General features: G+C 73.0%; 20 protein-coding genes. 8 read left to right on the top strand and 12 right to left on the bottom strand.

Annotation, left to right across the window (positions count from 1 at the left end):
- Positions 1–184 precede the first annotated feature (184 nt).
- Positions 185–979 carry a carbon-nitrogen family hydrolase gene (locus ACFWBN_RS01750; RefSeq protein WP_385168839.1) on the bottom strand — a complete coding sequence of 265 codons (795 nt, stop codon included), beginning with the start codon at positions 977–979 and terminating at the stop codon, positions 185–187.
- A gap of 157 nt (positions 980–1,136) precedes the next feature.
- On the opposite strand from ACFWBN_RS01750, the gene ACFWBN_RS01745 reads away from it, so the two are divergent.
- Positions 1,137–1,961, top strand: coding sequence for a maleylpyruvate isomerase family mycothiol-dependent enzyme (locus ACFWBN_RS01745; protein WP_385168836.1), 825 nt, complete (start codon positions 1,137–1,139; stop codon positions 1,959–1,961).
- A gap of 524 nt (positions 1,962–2,485) precedes the next feature.
- Here the strand turns inward: ACFWBN_RS01745 and ACFWBN_RS01740 are convergent.
- Positions 2,486–3,817 carry a nitrate/nitrite transporter gene (locus ACFWBN_RS01740; RefSeq protein ID WP_385168833.1) on the bottom strand — a complete coding sequence of 444 codons (1,332 nt, stop codon included), beginning with the start codon at positions 3,815–3,817 and terminating at the stop codon, positions 2,486–2,488.
- Positions 3,818–3,876: 59 nt separating this feature from the next.
- On the bottom strand, positions 3,877–4,569 hold the full coding sequence (locus ACFWBN_RS01735; protein ID WP_385168831.1) for a GntR family transcriptional regulator: 693 nt from the start codon (positions 4,567–4,569) through the stop codon (positions 3,877–3,879).
- 148 nt (positions 4,570–4,717) lie between these two features.
- Here ACFWBN_RS01735 and ACFWBN_RS01730 point away from each other — a divergent pair, with 148 nt between their 5' ends.
- Complete coding sequence (locus ACFWBN_RS01730) at positions 4,718–5,902, top strand: DUF418 domain-containing protein (RefSeq protein WP_385168828.1); 1,185 nt, start codon at positions 4,718–4,720, stop codon at positions 5,900–5,902.
- On the opposite strand, the gene ACFWBN_RS01725 is transcribed toward ACFWBN_RS01730, so the two are convergent.
- The 4 genes from ACFWBN_RS01725 to ACFWBN_RS01710 form a co-directional block, all read right to left on the bottom strand.
- Entirely contained in the window at positions 5,889–6,224 is a 336-nt protein-coding gene (locus tag ACFWBN_RS01725) for a hypothetical protein (protein WP_385168825.1), read from the bottom strand. The two genes, ACFWBN_RS01730 and ACFWBN_RS01725, sit on opposite strands and share 14 nt — an antisense overlap.
- A gap of 19 nt (positions 6,225–6,243) precedes the next feature.
- Positions 6,244–8,151 (bottom strand): C1 family peptidase, encoded by a 1,908-nt coding sequence (locus ACFWBN_RS01720; RefSeq protein WP_385168822.1) that lies wholly within the window; start codon positions 8,149–8,151, stop codon positions 6,244–6,246.
- Between the two features lie 629 nt (positions 8,152–8,780).
- Positions 8,781–9,497 carry a hypothetical protein gene (locus tag ACFWBN_RS01715; protein WP_385168819.1) on the bottom strand — a complete coding sequence of 239 codons (717 nt, stop codon included), beginning with the start codon at positions 9,495–9,497 and terminating at the stop codon, positions 8,781–8,783.
- A gap of 253 nt (positions 9,498–9,750) precedes the next feature.
- The gene (locus tag ACFWBN_RS01710; RefSeq protein ID WP_385168816.1) at positions 9,751–10,716 is read right to left on the bottom strand and encodes a LysR family transcriptional regulator; all 966 of its coding nucleotides are present in this window, start codon (positions 10,714–10,716) and stop codon (positions 9,751–9,753) included.
- Positions 10,717–10,855: 139 nt separating this feature from the next.
- Between ACFWBN_RS01710 and ACFWBN_RS01705 the strand changes: the two genes are divergently transcribed.
- Both ACFWBN_RS01705 and ACFWBN_RS01700 read left to right on the top strand, forming a co-directional pair.
- The gene (locus tag ACFWBN_RS01705; protein ID WP_385168813.1) at positions 10,856–11,848 is read left to right on the top strand and encodes a zinc-binding dehydrogenase; all 993 of its coding nucleotides are present in this window, start codon (positions 10,856–10,858) and stop codon (positions 11,846–11,848) included.
- A gap of 55 nt (positions 11,849–11,903) precedes the next feature.
- A complete protein-coding gene (locus ACFWBN_RS01700; protein WP_385168810.1) occupies positions 11,904–12,950 on the top strand; it encodes an alpha/beta hydrolase family protein in 1,047 nt (348 codons plus the stop codon).
- 14 nt (positions 12,951–12,964) lie between these two features.
- Here the strand turns inward: ACFWBN_RS01700 and ACFWBN_RS01695 are convergent, their stop codons facing one another.
- Positions 12,965–13,870, bottom strand: a complete 906-nt coding sequence (locus tag ACFWBN_RS01695) for an NAD(P)-dependent oxidoreductase (RefSeq protein WP_385168807.1) — start codon at positions 13,868–13,870, stop codon at positions 12,965–12,967.
- 49 nt (positions 13,871–13,919) lie between these two features.
- Here ACFWBN_RS01695 and ACFWBN_RS01690 point away from each other — a divergent pair, with 49 nt between their 5' ends.
- Entirely contained in the window at positions 13,920–14,327 is a 408-nt protein-coding gene (locus tag ACFWBN_RS01690; protein ID WP_385168805.1) for a MerR family transcriptional regulator, read from the top strand.
- A gap of 94 nt (positions 14,328–14,421) precedes the next feature.
- On the opposite strand, the gene ACFWBN_RS01685 is transcribed toward ACFWBN_RS01690, so the two are convergent.
- Positions 14,422–15,117 carry a class I SAM-dependent methyltransferase gene (locus tag ACFWBN_RS01685; protein ID WP_385168802.1) on the bottom strand — a complete coding sequence of 232 codons (696 nt, stop codon included), beginning with the start codon at positions 15,115–15,117 and terminating at the stop codon, positions 14,422–14,424.
- A gap of 75 nt (positions 15,118–15,192) precedes the next feature.
- Positions 15,193–15,660: a hypothetical protein gene (locus tag ACFWBN_RS01680; RefSeq protein ID WP_385168799.1), complete on the bottom strand. Its 468-nt coding sequence runs from the start codon at positions 15,658–15,660 to the stop codon at positions 15,193–15,195.
- A gap of 288 nt (positions 15,661–15,948) precedes the next feature.
- Here ACFWBN_RS01680 and ACFWBN_RS01675 point away from each other — a divergent pair, with 288 nt between their 5' ends.
- The gene (locus tag ACFWBN_RS01675) at positions 15,949–16,728 is read left to right on the top strand and encodes a helix-turn-helix domain-containing protein (RefSeq protein ID WP_385168796.1); all 780 of its coding nucleotides are present in this window, start codon (positions 15,949–15,951) and stop codon (positions 16,726–16,728) included.
- A 165-nt stretch (positions 16,729–16,893) separates the two neighbouring features.
- Here ACFWBN_RS01675 and ACFWBN_RS01670 read toward each other — a convergent pair whose 3' ends face one another.
- Together ACFWBN_RS01670 and ACFWBN_RS01665 are read right to left on the bottom strand one after the other, a co-directional pair.
- The gene (locus ACFWBN_RS01670) at positions 16,894–17,067 is read right to left on the bottom strand and encodes a DUF397 domain-containing protein (protein WP_385168793.1); all 174 of its coding nucleotides are present in this window, start codon (positions 17,065–17,067) and stop codon (positions 16,894–16,896) included.
- A complete protein-coding gene (locus ACFWBN_RS01665) occupies positions 17,064–17,936 on the bottom strand; it encodes a helix-turn-helix domain-containing protein (RefSeq protein WP_385168791.1) in 873 nt (290 codons plus the stop codon). Before ACFWBN_RS01665 ends, ACFWBN_RS01670 begins: the two co-directional genes overlap by 4 nt.
- 220 nt (positions 17,937–18,156) lie before the next feature.
- Between ACFWBN_RS01665 and ACFWBN_RS01660 the strand changes: the two genes are divergently transcribed.
- Positions 18,157–18,552: an ATP-binding protein gene (locus tag ACFWBN_RS01660; RefSeq protein ID WP_385168788.1), complete on the top strand. Its 396-nt coding sequence runs from the start codon at positions 18,157–18,159 to the stop codon at positions 18,550–18,552.
- Between the two features lie 10 nt (positions 18,553–18,562).
- Complete coding sequence (locus ACFWBN_RS01655; protein WP_385168785.1) at positions 18,563–19,774, top strand: DUF1266 domain-containing protein; 1,212 nt, start codon at positions 18,563–18,565, stop codon at positions 19,772–19,774.
- Positions 19,775–19,798: the final 24 nt, after the last annotated feature.

The following is a 19,798-nucleotide window of genomic DNA, read 5'->3' as shown; positions in this document are numbered from 1 at the left end:
GGGCTGGATTGCCCGCAGGGCAATTTCAGCCTCGCCGGCGTTTGAGGCGCCGCCGGAGGCACATCCAGCCTCGCCGGCGTTTGAGGCGCGGGGTCCGGGGCAGGGCCCCGGCAGCGGCGCCGCACCCGACCCGGCACCGCACGCGGCACGCGGCACGCGGCCCCGCACCCCGCCCCGCCCCGGGTCAGCGCCGCGGCGGGCGGAGGCCCAGCATCCGATCCTTCAGGGCCGGGAACTGGGCGCGGGTGTCGGCGACCTTCGCCGGGTCGAGGTCGACCGTCAGGACGCTCTCGCCGGGGCCCGCCTCCGCCAGGACCTCGCCCCACGGGTCCACCACCAGGCTGTGCCCCGCCTGTTCGACGCCCGCGTGGGTGCCGGCCAGGCCACAGGCGAGCACGTACGACTGGTCCTCCACGGCGCGCGCCCGGCTCAGCAGGGTCCAGTGCGCGCGGCGGCGCGCGGGCCAGCCGGCCGCGACGACCATCGTGGTGGCCCCGGCGTCGACGAGCCCGCGGAACAGCTCGGGGAAGCGCAGGTCGTAGCAGGTGGCGATGCCGAGGGTCTGCTCCGGCAGCTCCACCGTGGTCAGGGAGTCGCCCGGGGACATCAGCACGGCCTCGCCCTGGTCGAAGCCGAAGCGGTGGATCTTGCGGTAGGTGGCGGCCAGCTCGCCCGCCGGGGAGAGCACGAGGGTGGTGTTGTAGAGCGAGCCGTCGCCGGCGCGCTCCACGACCGAGCCGGCGTGCAGCCAGACGCCGGCGTCGCGCGCGGCCTTGGACATGGCCTCGTAGGTCGGTCCGTCGAGCGGTTCCGCCTCCGTCTCGAACTGTTCGTAGGCGAAGGCCCCGACCGTCCACAGCTCCGGCAGGACCACGAGGTCCGAGCCGGCCTGGTCCCGTACGAGGTCGGCCGCACGGGCCCGCCGGGAAGACACCGACTCGCCCTCATTCACTGCGATTTGGATCAGCGAGGCGCGCACACTACCACCGTCCTGGCATTCAAGCCGTCAACTCGGGCCTACGATCGTCACACGAAAGCACTGCCGGGGTGCTCACCGGCAGCGTAGTTTTGGAATCCGAGTCTCCGATGTCCAGAGCTTCCAGAACGCGCCACTGAACAGCACGCGAGGGGTCCCGTTGACCGTCCATCCCAGCCTCCAGCCCTATGCCGACGCGTGGACCCATTCCATCGAGGCGATATCCGAGCTGGTCCTCCCGTTGCCGGAGGGCGAGTGGAACCGGGCCACGCCGTGCCCCGGATGGTCGGTCCGTGACGTCGTGTCACACATCATCGGCATCGAATGCGAGCAGCTCGGCGACCCGCGGCCGATCCACACCGTGGCGCGGGATCTGCGGCACGTGGTGGACGAGTTCAGCCGGTACATGGAGGTGCAGGTCGACGTACGGCGCCACCACACGGCGCCGGAGATGACCTCCGAGCTGGAGTACACGATCATCCGGCGCTCGCGGCAGCTGCGGAACGAGAAGCGGGATCCGGCCACGCTGGTGCGGGGGCCGCTGGGCGACCAGGTGACGCTGGAGCACGCGCTGCGGCTGCGGGCGTTCGACGTGTGGATCCACGAACAGGACTTGCGGGCGGCGCTGCGGGTGCCGGGGAACTGGGATTCGCCGGGTGCGTACGTGGCCCGGGACCTCCTGCTGGCCGGGCTCCCGAAGGTGGTCGCGAAACGGGCCGGGGCGCCGGCGAACTCGGCGGTGGTGATCGACGTGCACGGTCCGCTGGAGTTCATGCGGACGGTACGGGTCGACGCGGAGGGCCGCGGGACCCTGGACAAGGCGCCGTCCCTCGGCCCGGCGGTGTCGCTGACGCTGGACTGGGAGACGTACGTCCGCCTTGCCGCCGGGCGGGTCCGGGCGGCTTCGGTCGCCGACCGGGTGAAGGTCGAGGGCGACACGGAGCTGGCCGACGCGATCCTGTCCAACTTCTCCGTTACGCCGTAGCCGTAGCGGGGGCCGAGGCGGCAAAGCCCGGCTCTGCCGGGACCTTGGGCTCCGCCGAGCCCGCGCGACGCGGGAGCGGGACCACGAAGCCCGGCTCCGCCAGGACCTGGGGCTCCGCCGAGCCCGCGCGACGCGGGAGCGGGACCACGAAGCCCGGCTCCGCCAGGACCTGGGGCTCCGCCGAGCCCGCGCCTCAAACGCCGGCGGGGCTGGATTTGGCCCGCCTCAACCGGCAGGTGCGCGTAGCGCCACCTTCCGCCCAAGCGGGCTGGATTTGGCTCGCCTCAGCCCGCAGGTGCGCGTAGCGCCACCTTCCGCCCAAGCGAGGCTGGATTGCCCGGAGGGCAATTTCAGCCCCGCCGGCGATTGAGGCGCCGCCGGAGGCACGTGCAGCCGCACCCAGGCAGAGGCATCAGCCGAAATCCAGCCTCGCCGGCGATTGAGGCGCTGGGGGTCCCCCCGGACGGAGTCTGGGGGAGGGTCCGGGGGCGGAGCCCACGGCAGCGGCCCCGCAGCCGGTCGGGCTACCGGGCCTCGCGTCCCGCGACCCCCGGCAAGGACTCCGCACCCGTGGGGGCCGACTGGGCCGGGATCGTGATGCGCGTGCGCGCCGTCTCCCGGGCAAGGGCGGCGGGCCGCAGCCGCAGGATCTGGGCCACGCCGAGCGCCTCCAGGACGAACACCGTCGAGAAGGCGATCCGGTAGTTGTCCCCGGTGGCGTCCAGCAGGACGCCCACCGCCAGCAGCGTGGTCATCGACGCGAGGAAGCCGCCCATGTTGGTGATCCCGGAGGCGGTGCCCTGGCGTTCCGCCGGATTGGCCGGGCGGGCGAAGTCGAAGCCGATCATCGACGCCGGGCCGCAGCCGCCCAGGACCAGGCACAGGGTGATCAGCAGCCACATCGGCGCCCGGTCCCCCGGGTAGACCAGGACGGAGCCCCAGAGCAGCGCCGTCAGGCCGACCGTGCCCAGGGCCAGCGGGATCCGTGAGGACTGGCGGCGGCCGACGACCTGGCCGTAGACCAGCCCGAGCGCCATGTTCGAGGCGACCACCAGCGTCAGCAGCCCGCCCGCGGTGGTCCGGGACAGCCCCTGCGCCTCGACGAGGAACGGCATCCCCCACAGCAGCAGGAACACCATCGCCGGGAACTGCGTGGTGAAGTGCACCCACAGGCCCAGCCGGGTGCCCGGCTCCGCCCAGGACTCCCGGATCTGCCGGCGGACGAAGCCCCCGCCGGCGCCACCACCCCGCACCGCGGCCACCGGCTCGTGCCCCTCCGGGTGGTCCCGCAGGAACAGCACCAGCGGAACCAGCACGATCAGCCCCGCCCCCGCGCTGCCCGCGAAGGCCGGCACCCAGCCGACCCCGTGCAGGACGGGCGCCAGGACGAGCGTGGAGACGAGGTTGCCCGCCATCCCCACCAGCCCGGCGAGCTGCGCCATCAGCGGCCCGCGCCGGGCCGGGAACCACCGGGTGCCGAGCCGCAGCACCGAGATGAAGGTCATCGCGTCGCCGCAGCCCAGCAGGGCCCGCGCGGCGAGCGCCATCCCGTACGAGGGCGACAGCGCGAAGCCGAGCTGCCCCACAGTGAAGAGGACCGCGCCCAGGGTCAGCACCTTCTTGGTGCCGAGCCGGTCCACCATCAGGCCCACCGGTATCTGCATGCCCGCGTAGACCAGCAGCTGCAGCAGCGAGAAGGTGGCCAGCGCCGAGGCGTTGACGTGGAAGCGGTCGGCGGCGTCGAGTCCGGCCACGCCCAGGCTGGTACGGAAGATCACCGCGACGAAGTAGACGGCGACGCCGATGCCCCAGACGGCGAAGGCCTTCCGCCCCCCCGGCGGATCGAGGGCGCTCACCCCGCTCACCCCGCCCACCCCGCCCGCCCCGCTCGACCCGCTCGACCCGCTCGACCCGCTCACCGGGCGTCGCCGCGCATCAGGGTGCCGACCCTGCCCAGGTGCGCCCGTACGCTCGCCGCCGCCCGGTCCGCGTCCCCCTCCCGCAGGGCCGTCAGGATCTCGCGGTGCTCGACGAGGTTCTGCGCGACCCGGTCGGGGTGGGCGTGCATCACCGCGACGCCCATCCGCAGCTGCCGGTCGCGCAGCTGGTCGTAGAGACGGGAGAGGATCTGGTTGCCGGCGTGCCGGACGATCTCGGCGTGGAAACAGCGGTCCTCGACCGCGAAGGCCGCCAGGTCGCCGCTGTCCGCGTGCCGCTCCTGCGCCCGCAGCAGCTCCTCCAGCCGCGCGAGCAGCGCGGCCGGTGCCGGGACGGCCTGCCGCACGGTGAACTCCTCCACCAGCAGCCGGGTCTCGACGACATCCGCGATCTCCTGCGCCGACACGGGCAGGACCAGCGCGCCCTTCTTCGGGTAGAGCCGGATCAGCCCCTCCGTCTCCAGGCGCAGCAGGGCCTCGCGCACCGGGGTGCGCGAGACGCCCACCGCCTCGGCGACCTCTCCCTCGGTGAGGAGCGTGCCGCCCTCGTACCGGCGGTCGAGGACGCCCTGCTTGATGTGCCGGTAGACGCGGTCGGCTGCGGGTGGCGCGGGGGCCGGGGCGGGCGCGGGGGCGGGCGCGGGGGCGGAAGCCGGGACGGGGGCTGGCATGCGCACAGCATAGATACATGAGGCATACACCCGTATGCCGTCTCAGCATCCAAGACCGCATCACCGCATCGAACTGCATCGAAAGGTGTACCGCGGCTTCGTTCACCCGCAGGACGTACGGGCCCCCGCGCGCCGGGACGCTGAATGCATGGCCGACACCCTGCTCACCGCCCCCGGCGCGGCCGCGCCCAAGACCCGGCTCCCGCTGCTCGACGTCCTGCGCGGCGCCGCCATCCTCGGCACGCTCATGACCAACGTCTGGATCTTCGCCGCCCCCGGCTCGGAGTGGAGCGTGCTCCAGGGCGGGCTCGGCACGCCGGACCCCTCGGCCGACCTGTCCGCCGCGAACCTCGCGGAGACCCTCTTCCGCTCCCTCGCCGACGGCAAGTTCCTGGCGCTGCTGACCGTCCTGTTCGGGGTGGGGCTGGCCATCCAGTACGACTCCGCCGCGCGCCGCGGCGCCCCCTGGCCCGGCCGCTACCCTCGCCGCGCCGCCTTCCTCTTCCTGGAGGGCACCGTCCACTTCGTCCTCGTCTTCGCCTGGGACGTGCTGATGGGCTACGCCGTCACCGCCCTCCTCGTCGCGTGGCTGCTGGCCCGTTCCGAGAAGGTCCGGCGGCGCGTCATGTGGACGGCCGCCGGAGTGCACCTGGCGCTCGTCGCCCTGGTCACGCTCGACGACGTGAGCCGGCCCGGCTCCGGGCCGAAGGCCCCGGAGCCGGATGCGGTGGAGCTGTACGCCCACGGCGGCTACGGCGCCCAGATCGCCTTCCGCCTGGAGCACTTCGCCGCCCTGCGCATCGAGCCCGTCTTCTCCTTCGCACTGCTGGTCTTCCTCTTCCTCCTCGGCGTCCGCCTCCACCGCGCCGGGGCCTTCACCCCCACCGGCGCCGGCCGGCGCATCCGCTCCCGGATGGCCGCCTGGGGCCTGGGCCTCGGGCTGCCCCTGGCCTGCGCGGCCACCCTCGGCGGCAAGGACTACGCCTTCCTGAGCCGCTACGGCATCGCGCCGCTGGTCGCCGTCGGCTACATCGGCCTGATCGGCATCGCCCTCGACCGGCTGTGGGTCCCGGGACCCGTGGTCACCGCCCTCGGCTCGGTCGGCCGCACCGCCCTGTCCTGCTACGTCGCCCAGAACCTGCTCTGCATGCTGCTCTGCTACGGCTTCGGGCTGGGCCTGGCCGAGCGGTTCGCGGGCAGCGGCCCCTGGTGGGTGATGGGCCTGTGGGCGGCCGTGGGCCTGGTGCTGGCCGCCGGATCGTGGCTGTGGCTGCGCCGCTTCGACCGCGGCCCGCTGGAATCCGTACAGCAATGGGCCCTCAGGTCGCGGTGATGACGGTGCCTGTGGAGGTGCCGCCGGTCACGGTCACGTCGAGCACGAACTCGTCGTACGGGGCCTCCTGCGGGTAGGGCGGCCGGACCTGCGCGAAGCGGATCCGGGCCCGCCCGCCCGGCGCGCGGCCGCTGACCACGTAGACCCGGTCGACGGTGGCACCCGGCAGCACCGGCTCCGGCGGGGGCGGCCGCTCGGTGACCGCCACCGCGTCCGCGTCACCCGTGACCTGCCAGGTCCACACGTACCCGCGCGCGCCGCGCCCGGTGAGCCGCAGCTCGTACGGTTCACCGGGGGCCAGGACCACCCTGCGTACCTCCACCGCGCGCTCCTCCCGGGCCTCAGGCCGGACCGATCACCGCCCCCTCGTGCCAGCCGGCCCCGTCCCTCCAGTAGTGCTGGAGCAGCCGGTCGGTGCGCTGGACGACGACTTCCAGGTTGAACCCGAAGCTGCCCTGGAGCATCCCGGTGACCGCCAGGACGTCGTGCCCGAAGACCGCGCTGCGGCTCCAGGCCGCGCCGCCCGCGTTGCCGCGCCACCAGTGCTCGACGCGCCCGCCCGCTACGGCCACGCACAGCTCGTAGTTCCCGGCGGTGTCCTCGTCCGCGGCGCCGTACTGGCCCTCGATCAGGCAGGGCTCGGACGTCACGCCGGCTCCGAAGACCTCCCCGTCCCGCCAGGCGAAGCCGTTCGCGTCGTCGCGCCACCACAGCTGCATCCGGCCGTCGGTGCGGGCGGCGACGAGGTCCAGGTGGCGGCCGCGGGTCTGGATCAGGGCGGGGCCGTAGTGGGCGATGCCGGAGGCGAAGCGGCCGCCGTCGTTCCAGGTCCAGGGGGCGCCGTTGATCCGCCACCAGTGGTTCAGGCGGCCGTCGGCGGTCCGGACGACCACCTCGAAGTTGCCCGGCTTGCCGTAGTCGCTCTGGATGAACGCCGGGGTCGAGCCGACGGCCGCGTCGCCCGGCCCGAAGGCGCCGCCGTCGCGCCAGACGCCGGCGGACTGCTCGTAGTACCAGTGGCGCAGCCGGCCGCCGGTGGTCACGTGCAGGGACTCCATGTTCCGGTTGTAGGTGGTCCCGGTGAAGGCGGGCTGGCCGGAGGCGTCGTTGGCGAAGGTGCCGGCGCGGGCCCACGCGAAGGGGGCGTCGCCCTCGCGCCACCAGTGCTGGAGGCGGCCGGCCCCCGCGGTCGCGAGCAGCTCGAAGTTGCGGTGGGCGCGGCCGTTGCCGCTCTCGTAGACGTTGCCGGTGTGCAGGCGGCGCTTGCTCCACGGGTCGATGTTGGTGCCGCGCAGGCCGCACTTGGCCCAGTAGTCGATGTTGACCTCGCCGTAGGCGATCCGGCCGTAGCCGCCGACGTGGTAGCCCGTCCCCCAGGAGTTCTTGAACAGCCAGCAGCCGGCCGCGTCGTCGTAGCCGACGATCAACACGCAGTGCCCGCCGGCCAGTCGGTCGCTCGTACGGTGATAGACCCCGGCCCCGAGTCCGAAGAAGTCGTCGTAGACGTCGAAGCAGGCGGTGAGCGGGCCGACCGTGTCCAGCCAGACCTTCTGCTGCTCGACGTCGCCGAGGCGGACGTAGTCGCTGATCCGGACGGTGCGGCCCGAGCGGTCCCAGCTCGGTGTGTACTCGGCGCGCCAGGCGTCGCGGCGTGCGGCGGGCAGGCCGGCGGGCGGGGTGCTGTACGGCCAGCAGTCCGGGTCGGCGAGCCCGCCGTTGGTCTTGATCCAGTCCAGGGCCGTCTCGGGGTTCGACCCCTGCCCGCAGGTGAACCTCAGCCCGTCGTGCACGTCCCCCTCGGACCGCTCGGCCCATACGTCGTGCTCTATGCGGGCCATGGACTCCACCAGGCCGGCGGCGCCGAAGGCCCAGCAGGAACCGCACGGGTTCTGGTCCTTGACCTTGGTGATCCAGGGCCATCCCCAGCGGCTGCGCCAGTCCACGGCGACGGGCCGGGCCGCGGCCGACTTCACCCCGTCCAACACCCCGTCCAACACCCCGTCCAACAGCCCGTGCGCGGCCCTGCGCCGGGTCAGGTGCGGATTGGCGCTCTCCCGCCCGATGAGCGCCCGCAGGTCCACCTCCCGCACCGCCTCGGCGGGCGTCAGATTGGCCCCGGGCTCCAGGCCGAGCGAGGGCCGCGGCACGGGCTCCTCGTCGGCCAGGTGCTCGATGACCGACCACCGCGCCCCCTGCACCACGAGCTGCGCCCGCAGCTCCCCCACCGTCTGGACAGACTCCTCCGGCATCGCGGCCCCCCAGCTGCAACCGTGCGAATCCCAGCGCCCGAACCCGGGGAGCGTCTCCCTGCCACCGGCACCCGTCAAGGGGGCCCGCGCGGTCGCGCGGTGGCACGGGGGCGCGTGCGCTGCGGCTGTGCCGGGCCCGCAAAGCCCGGCTCCGCCGAGCCCACGCGGCGCGGGACCGGGGCCGATGAGCCCGGCTCCGCCGGGACCTGGGGCTCCGCCGAGCCCGCGCGACGCGGGAGCGGGACCACGAAGCCCGGCTCCGCCGGGACCTGGGGCTCCGCCGGGCCCGCGCGGCGCGGGAGCGGGACCACGAAGCCCGGCTCCGCCGGGCCCTGGGGCTCCGCCCCAGACCCCGCGCCTCAAACGCCGGCGGGGCTGGATTTGGCCCGGCTCAGCCCGCACGTGCGCGTAGCACCACCTTGCGCCCAAGCGGGGGCTGGATGTGGCCCGCCTCAGGCCGCACGTGCGCGTAGTACCAACTTCCGCCCAAGCGGGCCGGATGTGGCGCCGGCGGAGGCACATGCAGCCGCACGCAGGCAGAGGCCTCAGCCACATCCAGCCTCGCCGGCGTTTGAGGCGCGGGGGTGCGGGGGCAGAGCCCCCGGCAGCGGCGCCGCAGCCGGTCCGCGTCAGGGCAGGGGCAGCGGCACCGGGAGCGGCGGCAGCGGCAGACCCAGCCCGGTGAGCAGGGCGACCAACGCAGCGATCAGACTCGTGACGACGTCAGTCGCCTTGGCCTTGGCGTCGGTCGAGCAACCGCACGGCCCGGCGACCTTGACGAGGCCGTCGACCGCCGCCTTGAGCTTGTCGAGCGCATCGGTCGCCGCATCCATCCGCCGCGCGGAAACCGGCTCGGCCGATACGGGCTTGGCCGCCGGGGCCGACACCGGGAGCGGCACCGGCACCGGCACCGGCAGCGGCAGCGGCACCGGCGGCTTGACCGGCAGGTCCGGCGCCGGGACCGGCAGGTCCACGGGCGGCTTGACCGGCAGGTCCGGCGCCGGCACGGGCAACGGCAGCGCCGGCGCAGGCGGCAGGCTCTTCTTCAGCTCCGCGAGGGCCGCGTCGACCTTCTCCTTGAGGGCGGCCAGGTCCGCCTCCGGGATCTTGCCGTCGGGCGACTTGAGCACCGCGGCGAGCAGGTCGGTGACGGGCTTGAGGAGCCCGCCGAGGGCCCCCAGCGACTGGACCTGCGCGAGCAGCGCCTCGGCTCCGGGGACGGCCTTCCCGGCGACGGGGGCCGGCGGCCGCTCCGGGGCATTGGCGGCGCCCGCGAGGCCGGGGGACGCGGCCAGCAGGGACACACAGAGGGCGGCGGGGACGGTGTAGCGGATGAAGCGGCGCAACAGACTTCTCCTGTTCTGGGGACAACAGTGGCGACATGGGACGTGTCACCGTCCACTCACCGACACCCCGTCACCACCCGCAACCGCACCCCCACTTGCCCCGCTCGTGACGCGCCGCGGACACGCCGCGCAACCGGCGTACGCACCCCCCTGACCTGCACGGACACCATCACCCTCAGGCGATGGTCCGTCAGGCCCGTCAGGTCCGTCAGGTCCGTCAGGTCCGTCAGGTCCGTCAGGTCCGTCAGGTCCGTCAGGCCCTCCCACCGCCCGGCCGCGCCGGCAGCCAGTCCCGCGCCGGGTCGTACTCCAGCCAGCGCCGCTCGGCCGCCAGCCGCGCGCAGGCGTGCAGCAGCGCGTCGAGGCCGGCCGGCTCCTGCGCGGCGGGCCAGACAAGGGACCAGGCGTAGAGGGGAGTTGGCTCGACCAGCGGCACCGCGCGCACCCCCGCCCCGGAGGGCAGCGGAAGATCGGCGGGCAGGAGCGTGAAGTGGTCCGGGCGCTCCCGCAGGTGTGCGAGGAGCGGTGCGAGCCCCAGGTTGGGCCCGCTCTCGCGGGCGGTGACGCCGAACCGCTCGGCGAACCGGCTGAGGAAGCCGAGGCGGGCCGGGTCCGCCGGGTAGCGCAGCACGCTGTCGCGCAGCTCGGCGGGGCGCAGCGCGGCCGCGCCGGCGAGGGGGTGGCGGGCGCCGAGTACGACGTCCACGGGCTCCAGGCGGACCAGGTGGCGGGTGAGCCCCTCGGCGCCGTCGAGGACGTGCCCGAACCCCGCGTCGGCCTCGCCGCGCCGCAGGGCCTCGGCCACGGAGGGGAAGTCCCGCCCCGCGCCCGGTTCCAGGCCGGGCCCGGAGGTCGCGTCGGCGATGAGGGCGAGCGTGCGCATCGGGTCGTAGAGGTGGCCCCACACGTCGATCCGCAGCCGCGTCCGCCGCGCCGGGGCCACGGCGGCGACGGCGAGCCGCCCGGCCGCCAGGGCGCGGCGGCCCGGTACGAGGAAGGCCTCGCCGGCCCCGGTCAGGGTCACCGCGCGGCCGGTGCGCTCGAAGAGCCGTACGCCCAGGTGGTCCTCCAGCCGGGCGATGCGCTTGGAGAGGGCCTGCTGGCTGATGCCCAGCCGCGCGGCGGCCCGGCCGAAGTGCAGGGACCCGGCGGCCTCGGCGAACGCCCTGACCTGCCCGAGGTCCAGATCCAGTTCCAGATCCAGTTCCAGCTCCTCCATGGCCCTGACCATAGGCGACAACCGATGGTTGTCGATGCCCGCGGCAGGTTGTTGGACCGGCCGAACCCCGCCCCGTTCTCCTGGGCACAGCCAATGGACCAGCCAATGGACCACCCGCCCACCCGACCCGAGGAAACCGATGAGAGCGTTCGTACCGACCGGCCGGACCAGCCCCGGCGTCGTCCGCGAGGAGGTCCCGGAGCCCCGCCCCCGCCCCGACGAGGCGCTGGTCAAGGTGGAGGCGTACTCCGTCAACCGGGGCGAGACCTTCCAGCTGGAGGCCCCGGCCCCCGGCTGGCGCCCCGGCAAGGACGTCGCCGGCCTGGTCGTCCGGAGCGCCGCGGACGGCTCGGGCCCCGAGGTCGGCCGCCGCGTGGTCGGGCACCCGCCGGCCGCGGGCTGGGCGGAGTACGCGGCCGTCCCCACCGACGCCCTCGCCGTACTCCCCGACTCCCTGCCCGCCGTCCGGGCCGCCGCGCTCCCGCTGGCCGGCCTGACCGCGCTCCGGCTGCTGCGCACCGCCGGGCCGGTCGCCGGCCGCCGCATCCTGCTGACCGGCGCCTCCGGCGGGGTCGGGCACTACTTCACCGAGCTCGCGGCCGCCGCCGGCGCCGAGGTCACCGCCGTCACCGCCGCGCCGGAACGCGGGCACCGGCTCCTGGAGCTGGGGGCCGTCCAGGTGGTCCGGGACCCCGCCGACGCCGAAGGCGCGTACGCCCCGGACACCCCGGACACCCCGTACGCCCCGTACGCCCCGGACACCCCCTACGCCCCGTCCACCCCGTTCGACCTCGTCCTGGAGTCCACCGGCGGTACGGCCCTGCCCGCCGCGCTGGCCCGGCTGCGGCGCGGCGGCACGCTGATCTGGTTCGGCCAGGCCGGCCGCAAGCCCGTCACCCTGGACTTCTTCGACTTCTTCAAGGGGCCCGAGTCGGCCACCCTGCGCCACTTCCACTACGCGGACTCCGACACCCCGTACGGCGAGGACCTCGCCACCCTCGTACGGCTGGTCGCGTCGGGCCGCCTGCACCCGGAGATCGGCCGCGTCGCCGACTGGGCGGAGACCGACGCCACCCTCACCGACCTGCGCGAACGCCGCATCCGAGGCAACGCCGTCCTCACCCTCTCCTGACTCCCTGGCGCTCCTGACTCCCTGGCTCTCCTGACTCTTCTGAAAGGGGCCCTCCGTGTCCTTCCTCGACCTGCCCGGAATCACCCCGCAGTTCGTCGCCATGAACCGCTCCCGGACCGGCGGCGCCGGCCTCGACCCCTTCGAGTACGAGCGCGTCACCGGCCCCCTCACCTCCCTCCACGACTGGCCCGCCGCCTTCCGCGAGGCCGGCCTGCGCCACCACCGGAACGCCGAGACGTACGAGCGCGCCGGCCGGGTGCGCTCCGCCGGCGAGGCCTACCGCCACGCCTCGCGCTGGTTCCACTGCGCGGGCCTGCTCCCCCACCCCGACCGTGCGCTCGCCGCACGGACGGCGGCCGAGGCGGACGCGGCGATGGACCGGGCCATGGCCCTGCTGGAGCCGGATTCCGTACGGCTGAAGGGCCCGTCCTTCACGGGCAGGCTCCGCCTCCCGGCCGGCGCCGGGGACCGCCCGCCGTCGCCGGTGGTCGTGATCGTCCCGGGGCTGGACTCCTCGAAGGAGGAGTTCCACGACCTCGCCGACGCCCTGTTGGCCCGCGGTACGGCCGTCTTCGCGATGGACGGCCCCGGGCAGGGCGCCCTGGCGGCCCGCACCACCGTCCGGGCGGACTACCACCGGGTCCTGACCGAGGCCGTGGACGCCCTGGAGTCCCGCGCCGAGGTCGGCGCGATCGGCGTCATCGGCCTGAGCCTGGGCGGCTACTACGCCGCCCTCGGCGCCGCCCACGAGCCCCGCATCCGGGCCGCCGCCACGGTGAGCGGCCCCCACCGCCTGCTCTGGGACGAGCTCCCGCCCTTCGTCACCGAAACCCTCGCCCAGCGCGCCGGCTCCCCGGAGGCCGCCCACCGCTTCACGGCCTCCGTGGACCTGCGCGAGACCGCCTCCCGCATCCCCTGCCCGCTCCTCGTGGTCGACGGCGGCCAGGACATCGTCCCGGGTGCGGAGAACGGCGAACTCCTCGCGCGCGACGCCCCGCACGGCGAGTACCACCTGGTCCCGTACGGCGACCACCTCCTGGGCAACGCCCGCCCCGCCTGGCTCCCGTCCACGGCGGACTGGCTGACCGCCCGCCTTGCGTAGCCGCCCGGGAACGGTCAGCCGTCGGCGGCGGGCTTGCCGAACTCCTCGATCAGCACGGGATACTGCTCCCCGCCGTGCCCGGCGGCGATCGCGCGGTCCGCCATCGCCTTGAAGAGCCGGGGCAGTTCGGCGTTGACGCCCACCGCCTCGCTCTCCTCGATCAGGTGCGCCATCGCCCGCGCGTCGGTCTCCAGGGCCGCCACCTCGGCCGGGAAGGAGCCCCTGTCGATCTGCAGGGCGTAGCCGGGCAGCCAGTCGGCCACCCCGGCCGCCATCTCCTGCGCGAACGGCGCAAAGGTCGAGGCATCGACACCGGCCGTCCTGAGCAGGGCCGTGCCCTGGAGCCAGGCGTTCAGGACGCTCCACATCATGGCGAGACCGGCCACGTCGTACAGGGACGCCAGCCCGTGGTCCGCACCGAGATAGGTGACGGTCCCCAGCACGTCGAGCGTCGCCCGATGCTCCTCGAAGTCCGCCGGCGGCCCGCTGTGCAGGAGGATCGCGTCGGCGGTGCCGATCGTCGACGGGATGCCCATGATGGCGCCGTCCAGGTAACGGGCGCCGCGCTGCTCGGCCCACCGGGCGGTTTCCCGGGCCTGGGCCGAGTCGCCCGAGGTCAGGTTGATCAGCATCGTGCCGTCGAGCTCGACGTCGCTCGCGCCGAGCAGCTCGTGCACGGCCTGGTAGTCGGTGACGCAGACGATCGCCAAGGACCCCGCCTTGAGCGCGTCGCCCACCGTCGGCGCCAGCCGGGCGCCCTCGGCCACCAGCTGGTCGGCCTTGGAGGCCGTACGGTTCCACACGGTTGTCGGATGCCCGGCCTTCAGGAACGTGCCGGCGAGCGCCCGGCCCATCAAGCCGAGTCCGATGACTGTTACGGGAGTTAAGGGAGTTACGGGTGCAACGAGTTCGTCGTTCATGGCAGCATCGTCAACGTTGATACCGGTCTGAAGGTCAAGAGGGGTTTCGATGCGCATCGGAGAACTGAGCCGCCGCACGGGCGTCCACACCCATCAGCTGCGCTACTACGAGGCCCAGGGCCTCCTGGAGGCCGACCGCCACCCGAACGGGTACCGCGCGTACGACGAGACCGCCGTGCTGCGCGTGAAGCAGATCCGGCACCTGCTCGGCGCCGGCCTGTCCTCCGAGGACATCGCGTACCTGCTGCCCTGCGCGGTGGGCGAGACCCCGGTCCTGCTCGGCTGCCCCGAACTGCTGGCCGCGATGCGGTCACGCCTTCAGCGCCTCGACGACCAGATGGACCGGCTCGCCCAGTCCCGCGCCGCCCTCGCCGAGTACGTCGACGCGGCCGAACGCATGAGCCGGCAGTCCTATCCCCCCTTCGAAACCCCCACCCGGGAACCCGTCCCGGCCTGACCAGGCCTAGAGCTTGTAGACGGGCTCGTACGCCGCCACCTGGTCCGGAGTGACCTCCTCGACGGCGAGGTCGCGTTAGGTGCAAGGCGCCGCCCTAGAACAGCTGAGCCTGTTCACCGCGTACAGCACGGACCAGCAGCGTGCCGGTGGTCCGCTTGTCCGTCTCCGAGGCAGGGAGGACGGTAGCGGTCACCTTGGGGAAGCCGTACTCCTTGAGGAGCAAAGACCAGATGTCGGGCTCGAAGTCCCACCGCTTCACGATGGCAGGGTCTTCGTCCGGGCCCTTGGGGATGTACGAGGCCTGACAGCCGTAGCAGCCTTCGACAGGGGGCCGCTGGGAGAAAGCGAACACCCCGCCTGGCTTGAGGTTCGCGTGCACGATCGGCAACAAGAGACCGGGGTCGGTGAACCAGGCAGCGCCGAAGACGCTGTAGATCGCGTCGAAGACCGTGAAGGTCTCCCCGAGGTAGTTCAGGGCGTCGCCCTGGTGCAGTGCCATCCCGTCCACGTCGGGCCACCGCTCCCGTGCCTTCGCGAGTTGCTTCGGGGAGAGGTCGATACCTCCGGCCTTCATGCCGATGGTGGCGAGGTGGGCTGCGTTCCCGCCGGAACCGCACCCGAGGTCGAGCACGCTGTCACCCGGCTTCAACGCCAGCACTTCTGCCCCGGGACCGTGGTCGGCGTACTGAGTCCAGTTGAACCACGTGGTCTCGCCCCGGGCGTTTGTCGGGCGCCTCTGGGGCTTGCTGTGCGCGTACTCGTCCCAGGCCGCGCTACGGGTGTCAGACACTTCGCTTCCCTTCTCGTTCACGCGCGCAGCCGCCCGGCATGGGGAGCCGGGCGGCTGGCCGGCTGATGTGCGGTGTTACTTCTTCCCGCCTACGGGGCTGTCGGTACAACCAGCGTGGCACTGCGAGCAGTCCGCCGCGCCCTCGTTGGGCCAGAACTCGGCATCGACGGTGAACCCGGCCGCGCGGATCGAGTCCGTCGTCACGGCCATGGCGGCGCGTCCGCCCTCGGGGTCCGTGCCGTCCTCGTCCTCGTCGGGGACGTGGTGGATGTAGTCCACGCCGAGGGCCCGCGAGAAGGCGACGTAGGGCAGTGTCCGCTGGACGAAGGCGTGCCAGAACACGTCCACGCGGAGCGAGGGCGTCAGCGGCTCCTCGGTGCGGGTGCTGGTGGCCAGGAAGGCCGCCATCTGGTTGACGCCTCGCTCACCGAGGTGGTCGGTGAGGTCGGGCCAGGTCTTGCGCACGTCCTTGATGAGCTGGGCCCGAAGCTCGGGACTGATGAGGTTCTGCACCTCGGTCGGGCTGTACTGCGTGATCGTCACGTCTGTGCCTTCCTGGTCAAGGGGCGACCGTGGTCGGTCCCTGCGGATGGTGCGTGATCGTTCTGCGGCCACCCCTCAACCGTTAAGGGGTGGGGACTGTGATCCGGTGTGCCTCGCCGTCCCCTCGCCGTGTCGTTCCCTGTTGTGCGCCGATGGTCCCTCTCGGGACCAGGTCGGAGCGACGACGGAAGGGGCGTCGTCGGGGCGTCACTCGGAGGGGCGTCATTGACACCCCCGAGGGCGTCAATTGGGTGTCATTGGAAGGCTGTTCGGTCTAGCTTTGACGTCATGACGACGACCGCCGTGGTGCCGAATGATGTGCTGCGGGCCGTGCGTATCGGCCTACGTATGAGCCAAGACGACTTTGCCAAGGCCATCCGCCGGGCAGGGCAAGAACTGGGAGACCCGAACGAGGCCTCGAAGCGTCTGGTACAGCGCTGGGAGTCCGGTACGAGCAAGACACCCCGGGGTGTGTACGCGAGGGCGTTAGAGCGGGTCACGGGGCGTCCGGTGGAGGCCCTGGGGTTCTCTCTGCCTGTACCGATGGCGAGAGTCCACACAGACGGGTCAGGAGGGCATGACATGGACGCAGGAGCAGGCGGAGTCACCTCCGCCGTTGTAGGTGCGCAGACGGCCACACAAACGGCCGACGAGACCTTCTCGGGGGTGTGGCTCAGCCGGTACGAGTTCTACTCGTCCAGCCGTGCTGAGACGTACGAGGGCAAGCACTACGTGGTGATCGTTCAGCACGGGAACCGGCTGACCGCTCAGAGCCTGCCCGGGGCCAGCAGCAACCCGGACAGCCCACTCACGCTGGATCTCACCGTTGACCGGAACGTGGTCACAGGGTCGTGGGTCGAGCAGACGGCATCGGACGGCTACTACAACGGCGCCAGGTACCACGGAGCGATCCAGCTCTTGGTCGAGCCTACCGGCAGACGCATGGCCGGGAAGTGGGTCGGGTTCGGAAAAGACTTTGACGTGAACACGGGGCCGTGGGAGCTGCGGCTAGTGGATCGGTCCACGTCGAAGGCTGCGCTTGAGCAGTACAGCCGCGCCCCTGAATAGTCGCCCGAATGCAGAGTGGCCACCGCCGAAGCGGGGCCCACTCCGCATGTAAGGAGGGGATCAGACGGCGAGCGCCTGCTTGGCCTCGGCGAGGGAGGGGTTCGTCATGATCGGCTCGGCGCCCTGGGGGGGTGCACCCGGGCCGCCAGTACATGACCACCTCGGTCATCGGGTCACCCCGATGAACGCCGCCCAGGCGGTGGCGGTGACCCTGATGACCGGCCCGGCCGTCTGCTTGCTGTCCCGCAGGGCGACGACACCGGGCACGTTGGTCGCCACCTCGACGCACTCGCCGCTGGAGGCACTGTGGCTGGATTTCACGAACCGGAACTGTGTCATGCCTGGAGCCCTTTGCGGATGCCGTCGATCAAGTTGATGGAGTCGAGGGGAGCCAGGCTCAGCCGTGATGTGCGGTCGAAGTACCGCCGGTAGACAGCACTTTCCTGTGCGCTCTCGACCCACACAGTAGATCCGATGACGTCCATGTGGACGACGTCCATCGCCTCCGCCTCCGCGAAGGAGATCAGGCTGAAGGGGCCCACGATGCACGGATGCCCACCGGCGCGGAACGGCAGCACCTGCACATGGACATTGGGGAGTTCGGCCAGCTCCTGGAGGTGTTCCAGCTGGGCGCCCATCACTGCGGGACCACCGATCTCCTGGCGCAGCGCGCCCTCCCAGACGACGGCATGCACCTGGAGCGGCGTCTCGCTCCACAACCGGTGCTGGCGCTTCATCCGCACCGCCACGACGCGTTCGATGTCGTCCGGGTCCTGCCAGTACTCGTCGCTCACGGCCAGGGCGCGGGCATAGTCGGCGGTCTGGAGCAGGCCGGGGACCAGGGAGAGCTGCCAGGTGCGGACGCGGGAGGCCACGTCCTCCATCGCGATGTACTCGGCCATCCCGCCCGCGTCCGGCGAGTTCTGCCACCATCCCTTGGCCTTGCGCCGCTCGCGGTCGAGCTTGGCCAGCCGTAGCAGGCCGTCCACAAAGGGCTCGTCCGACTGCCCGTACAGCTTGCACAGGGCCACGACGTCCGGATCGCGGAACGGGACCCAGCCGCGCTCCATCTTGGCGACCTTCGCCGCGGTAGCGCTCAGCACCTGGGCCGCTTGGGGCTGGGTCAGGCCCGCCGCGTCGCGCAAGCGGAGCAGCTCACCGCCCAGTCGGCGCGCCAGCACTGTGGACACCCGGTTGTCCGTGGGCACTTGGGCCACCTCCTCGTACCTGGCGCAGTCTTCCGCGCCCGGCCTCGGCCGCACAACCACCCCATGGGGATAGATTTCCCCGGAAGAGCTTGCACCCTCGGTGCACACACCCCTACGGTCGGTGACGAACTGCTCACCGCGCAGCGTCAGTTGGCGGAAGTGCACCGGGCTGCCCACACGGCACCGGCATGCCACCGCCCACACAGGAGGTGCACCGGTCATGGACAGGTACGACGTACGGAACTACCCGCCCCGGCAGGACTCGGTGGCGGCGGCTCGGCGGCGGGCCGCGTGGCTGGCGGTGGCGTGGGGGCAGCCCGAGATGGCGACGGACGTGGCCCTGGTGACCAGCGAGCTCACCACCAATGCCGTGCTGCACGGGTCCGTCGCGGACCGGTACGTACGGGTCGAGCTGCGGCTCACGGGAGCACTGCTCCGGATCGAGGTCACCGACCCGAAAGGAGAGCGGCGGCCCGAGCCGCGGAGGGCCGCCGACGACGAGCAGTACGGGCGGGGGCTCCAGATCGTCGGCGCGCTCGCCCAGCGGTGGGGGGCCTCGGAGCGGGTCGTCGGGAAGACCGTATGGGCCGAGCTGGCCGGCCGGGGGCCCCGTTAGGCTGATCCGCATGCATGGCTGGATCGCGCCGAGCGCCATTGAGCGGGAGCTGTACGAGACCAAGGCAAACGGCGACTGGGCCGGGTACCTCGATGCCCTCGCGCGCGCCGAGCTGTTCATGCCCCAGCCCCGCGCCCTGGTCGACGCCGAGCCGCAGCACGCCCGGTTCCTGCCGACCCCGGACGGCAGGAGCCTCGCCGTCTACACCCGCGGCATGCTCCCGGCGCCCACCCCCGACACCGTCTACCACCGCCAGAGCCTCGCCTGGTTCGCGAACGCCTGGGACCACCGGGACCCCGCCTACCTCGCCGTGAATCCCGGCAGCCCCGCCGAGGCCTACCTCAGCACCACCCCCGCCGACCGCGCCCGCTGGCGCGCGCACTGGGACGCCGTCACCACCTGGGGCCTGGCCCCCGGCGCCGTGCACGCCCTGCACACCGGCGGGCCCCTGCACGGCCCGGTGGCCCACGGGCTCGCGATCGGGGCGCACCTCGCCGTCGGCAACGGCGAGTTCTGGAACGCCCTCGCCTACCACGGCAGCGGCTACACCCGCGAGCGCGACCGCCTCCGCAAGATGTGGGACATCACCGACACCGCGGGCTGGCTCGACGTGCTCCAGCGCATGCTGAACACCGAGATCGTCAGCCCCGTATGGGAGTTCGCCCTGCGCGTGCGCCGGATCCTCGCCTCCGACTTCGCCGGCCCGGTGGACGTGGAGCACTGGCGGCACGCCGCCGAGACCACCCTGCGCCGCAGCGCCGAGCGGTCCGCCGAACCGCAGCTCACCCCCGACGGGGTCACCGTCGCGCGGCCGCGCCCCACCGCCGAGGTCGAGGGCGAGATCGCCGGTGTGCAGCGGCTCATCGGCCGCATCGCCCGCTACGAGCAGCGCTTCCGGGCCGACGGGCTGCTCGCCGCGGGGGGCTACGTGCGCTCGGTCGAGGCCTGGGACCTCGGGCGGGCCTCCCAGATGGCCCGGTGGGGGCTCGGCACCCGGTACGGGACCCTGGAGGACGCCGAGCGCGCCGTCCTGCGCGCGAGCGAGGCCGCACGCGGCACGTACCGCTCGTGGGAGGACTTCTCCGCCGGGTACCTGCTCGCGCGGTGCCTGCACTTCGACGAGGAGGAGTTCGGCGAGTGGTACGACACCTCGCTCTCCACCCACCTGGCGCTGACGACCGACCCGGGCAGCCCCTGGCTCAACATCCCCTGGACGACGTGATGGCGACGTGACGGCGACGTGACG

The organism is Streptomyces sp. NPDC059989, assembly GCF_042736975.1.
Lineage (GTDB): Bacteria > Actinomycetota > Actinomycetes > Streptomycetales > Streptomycetaceae > Streptomyces.
The sequence above is the reverse complement of the archived record's forward strand: the minus strand, read 5'-3'. Positions and strand labels throughout refer to the sequence as shown.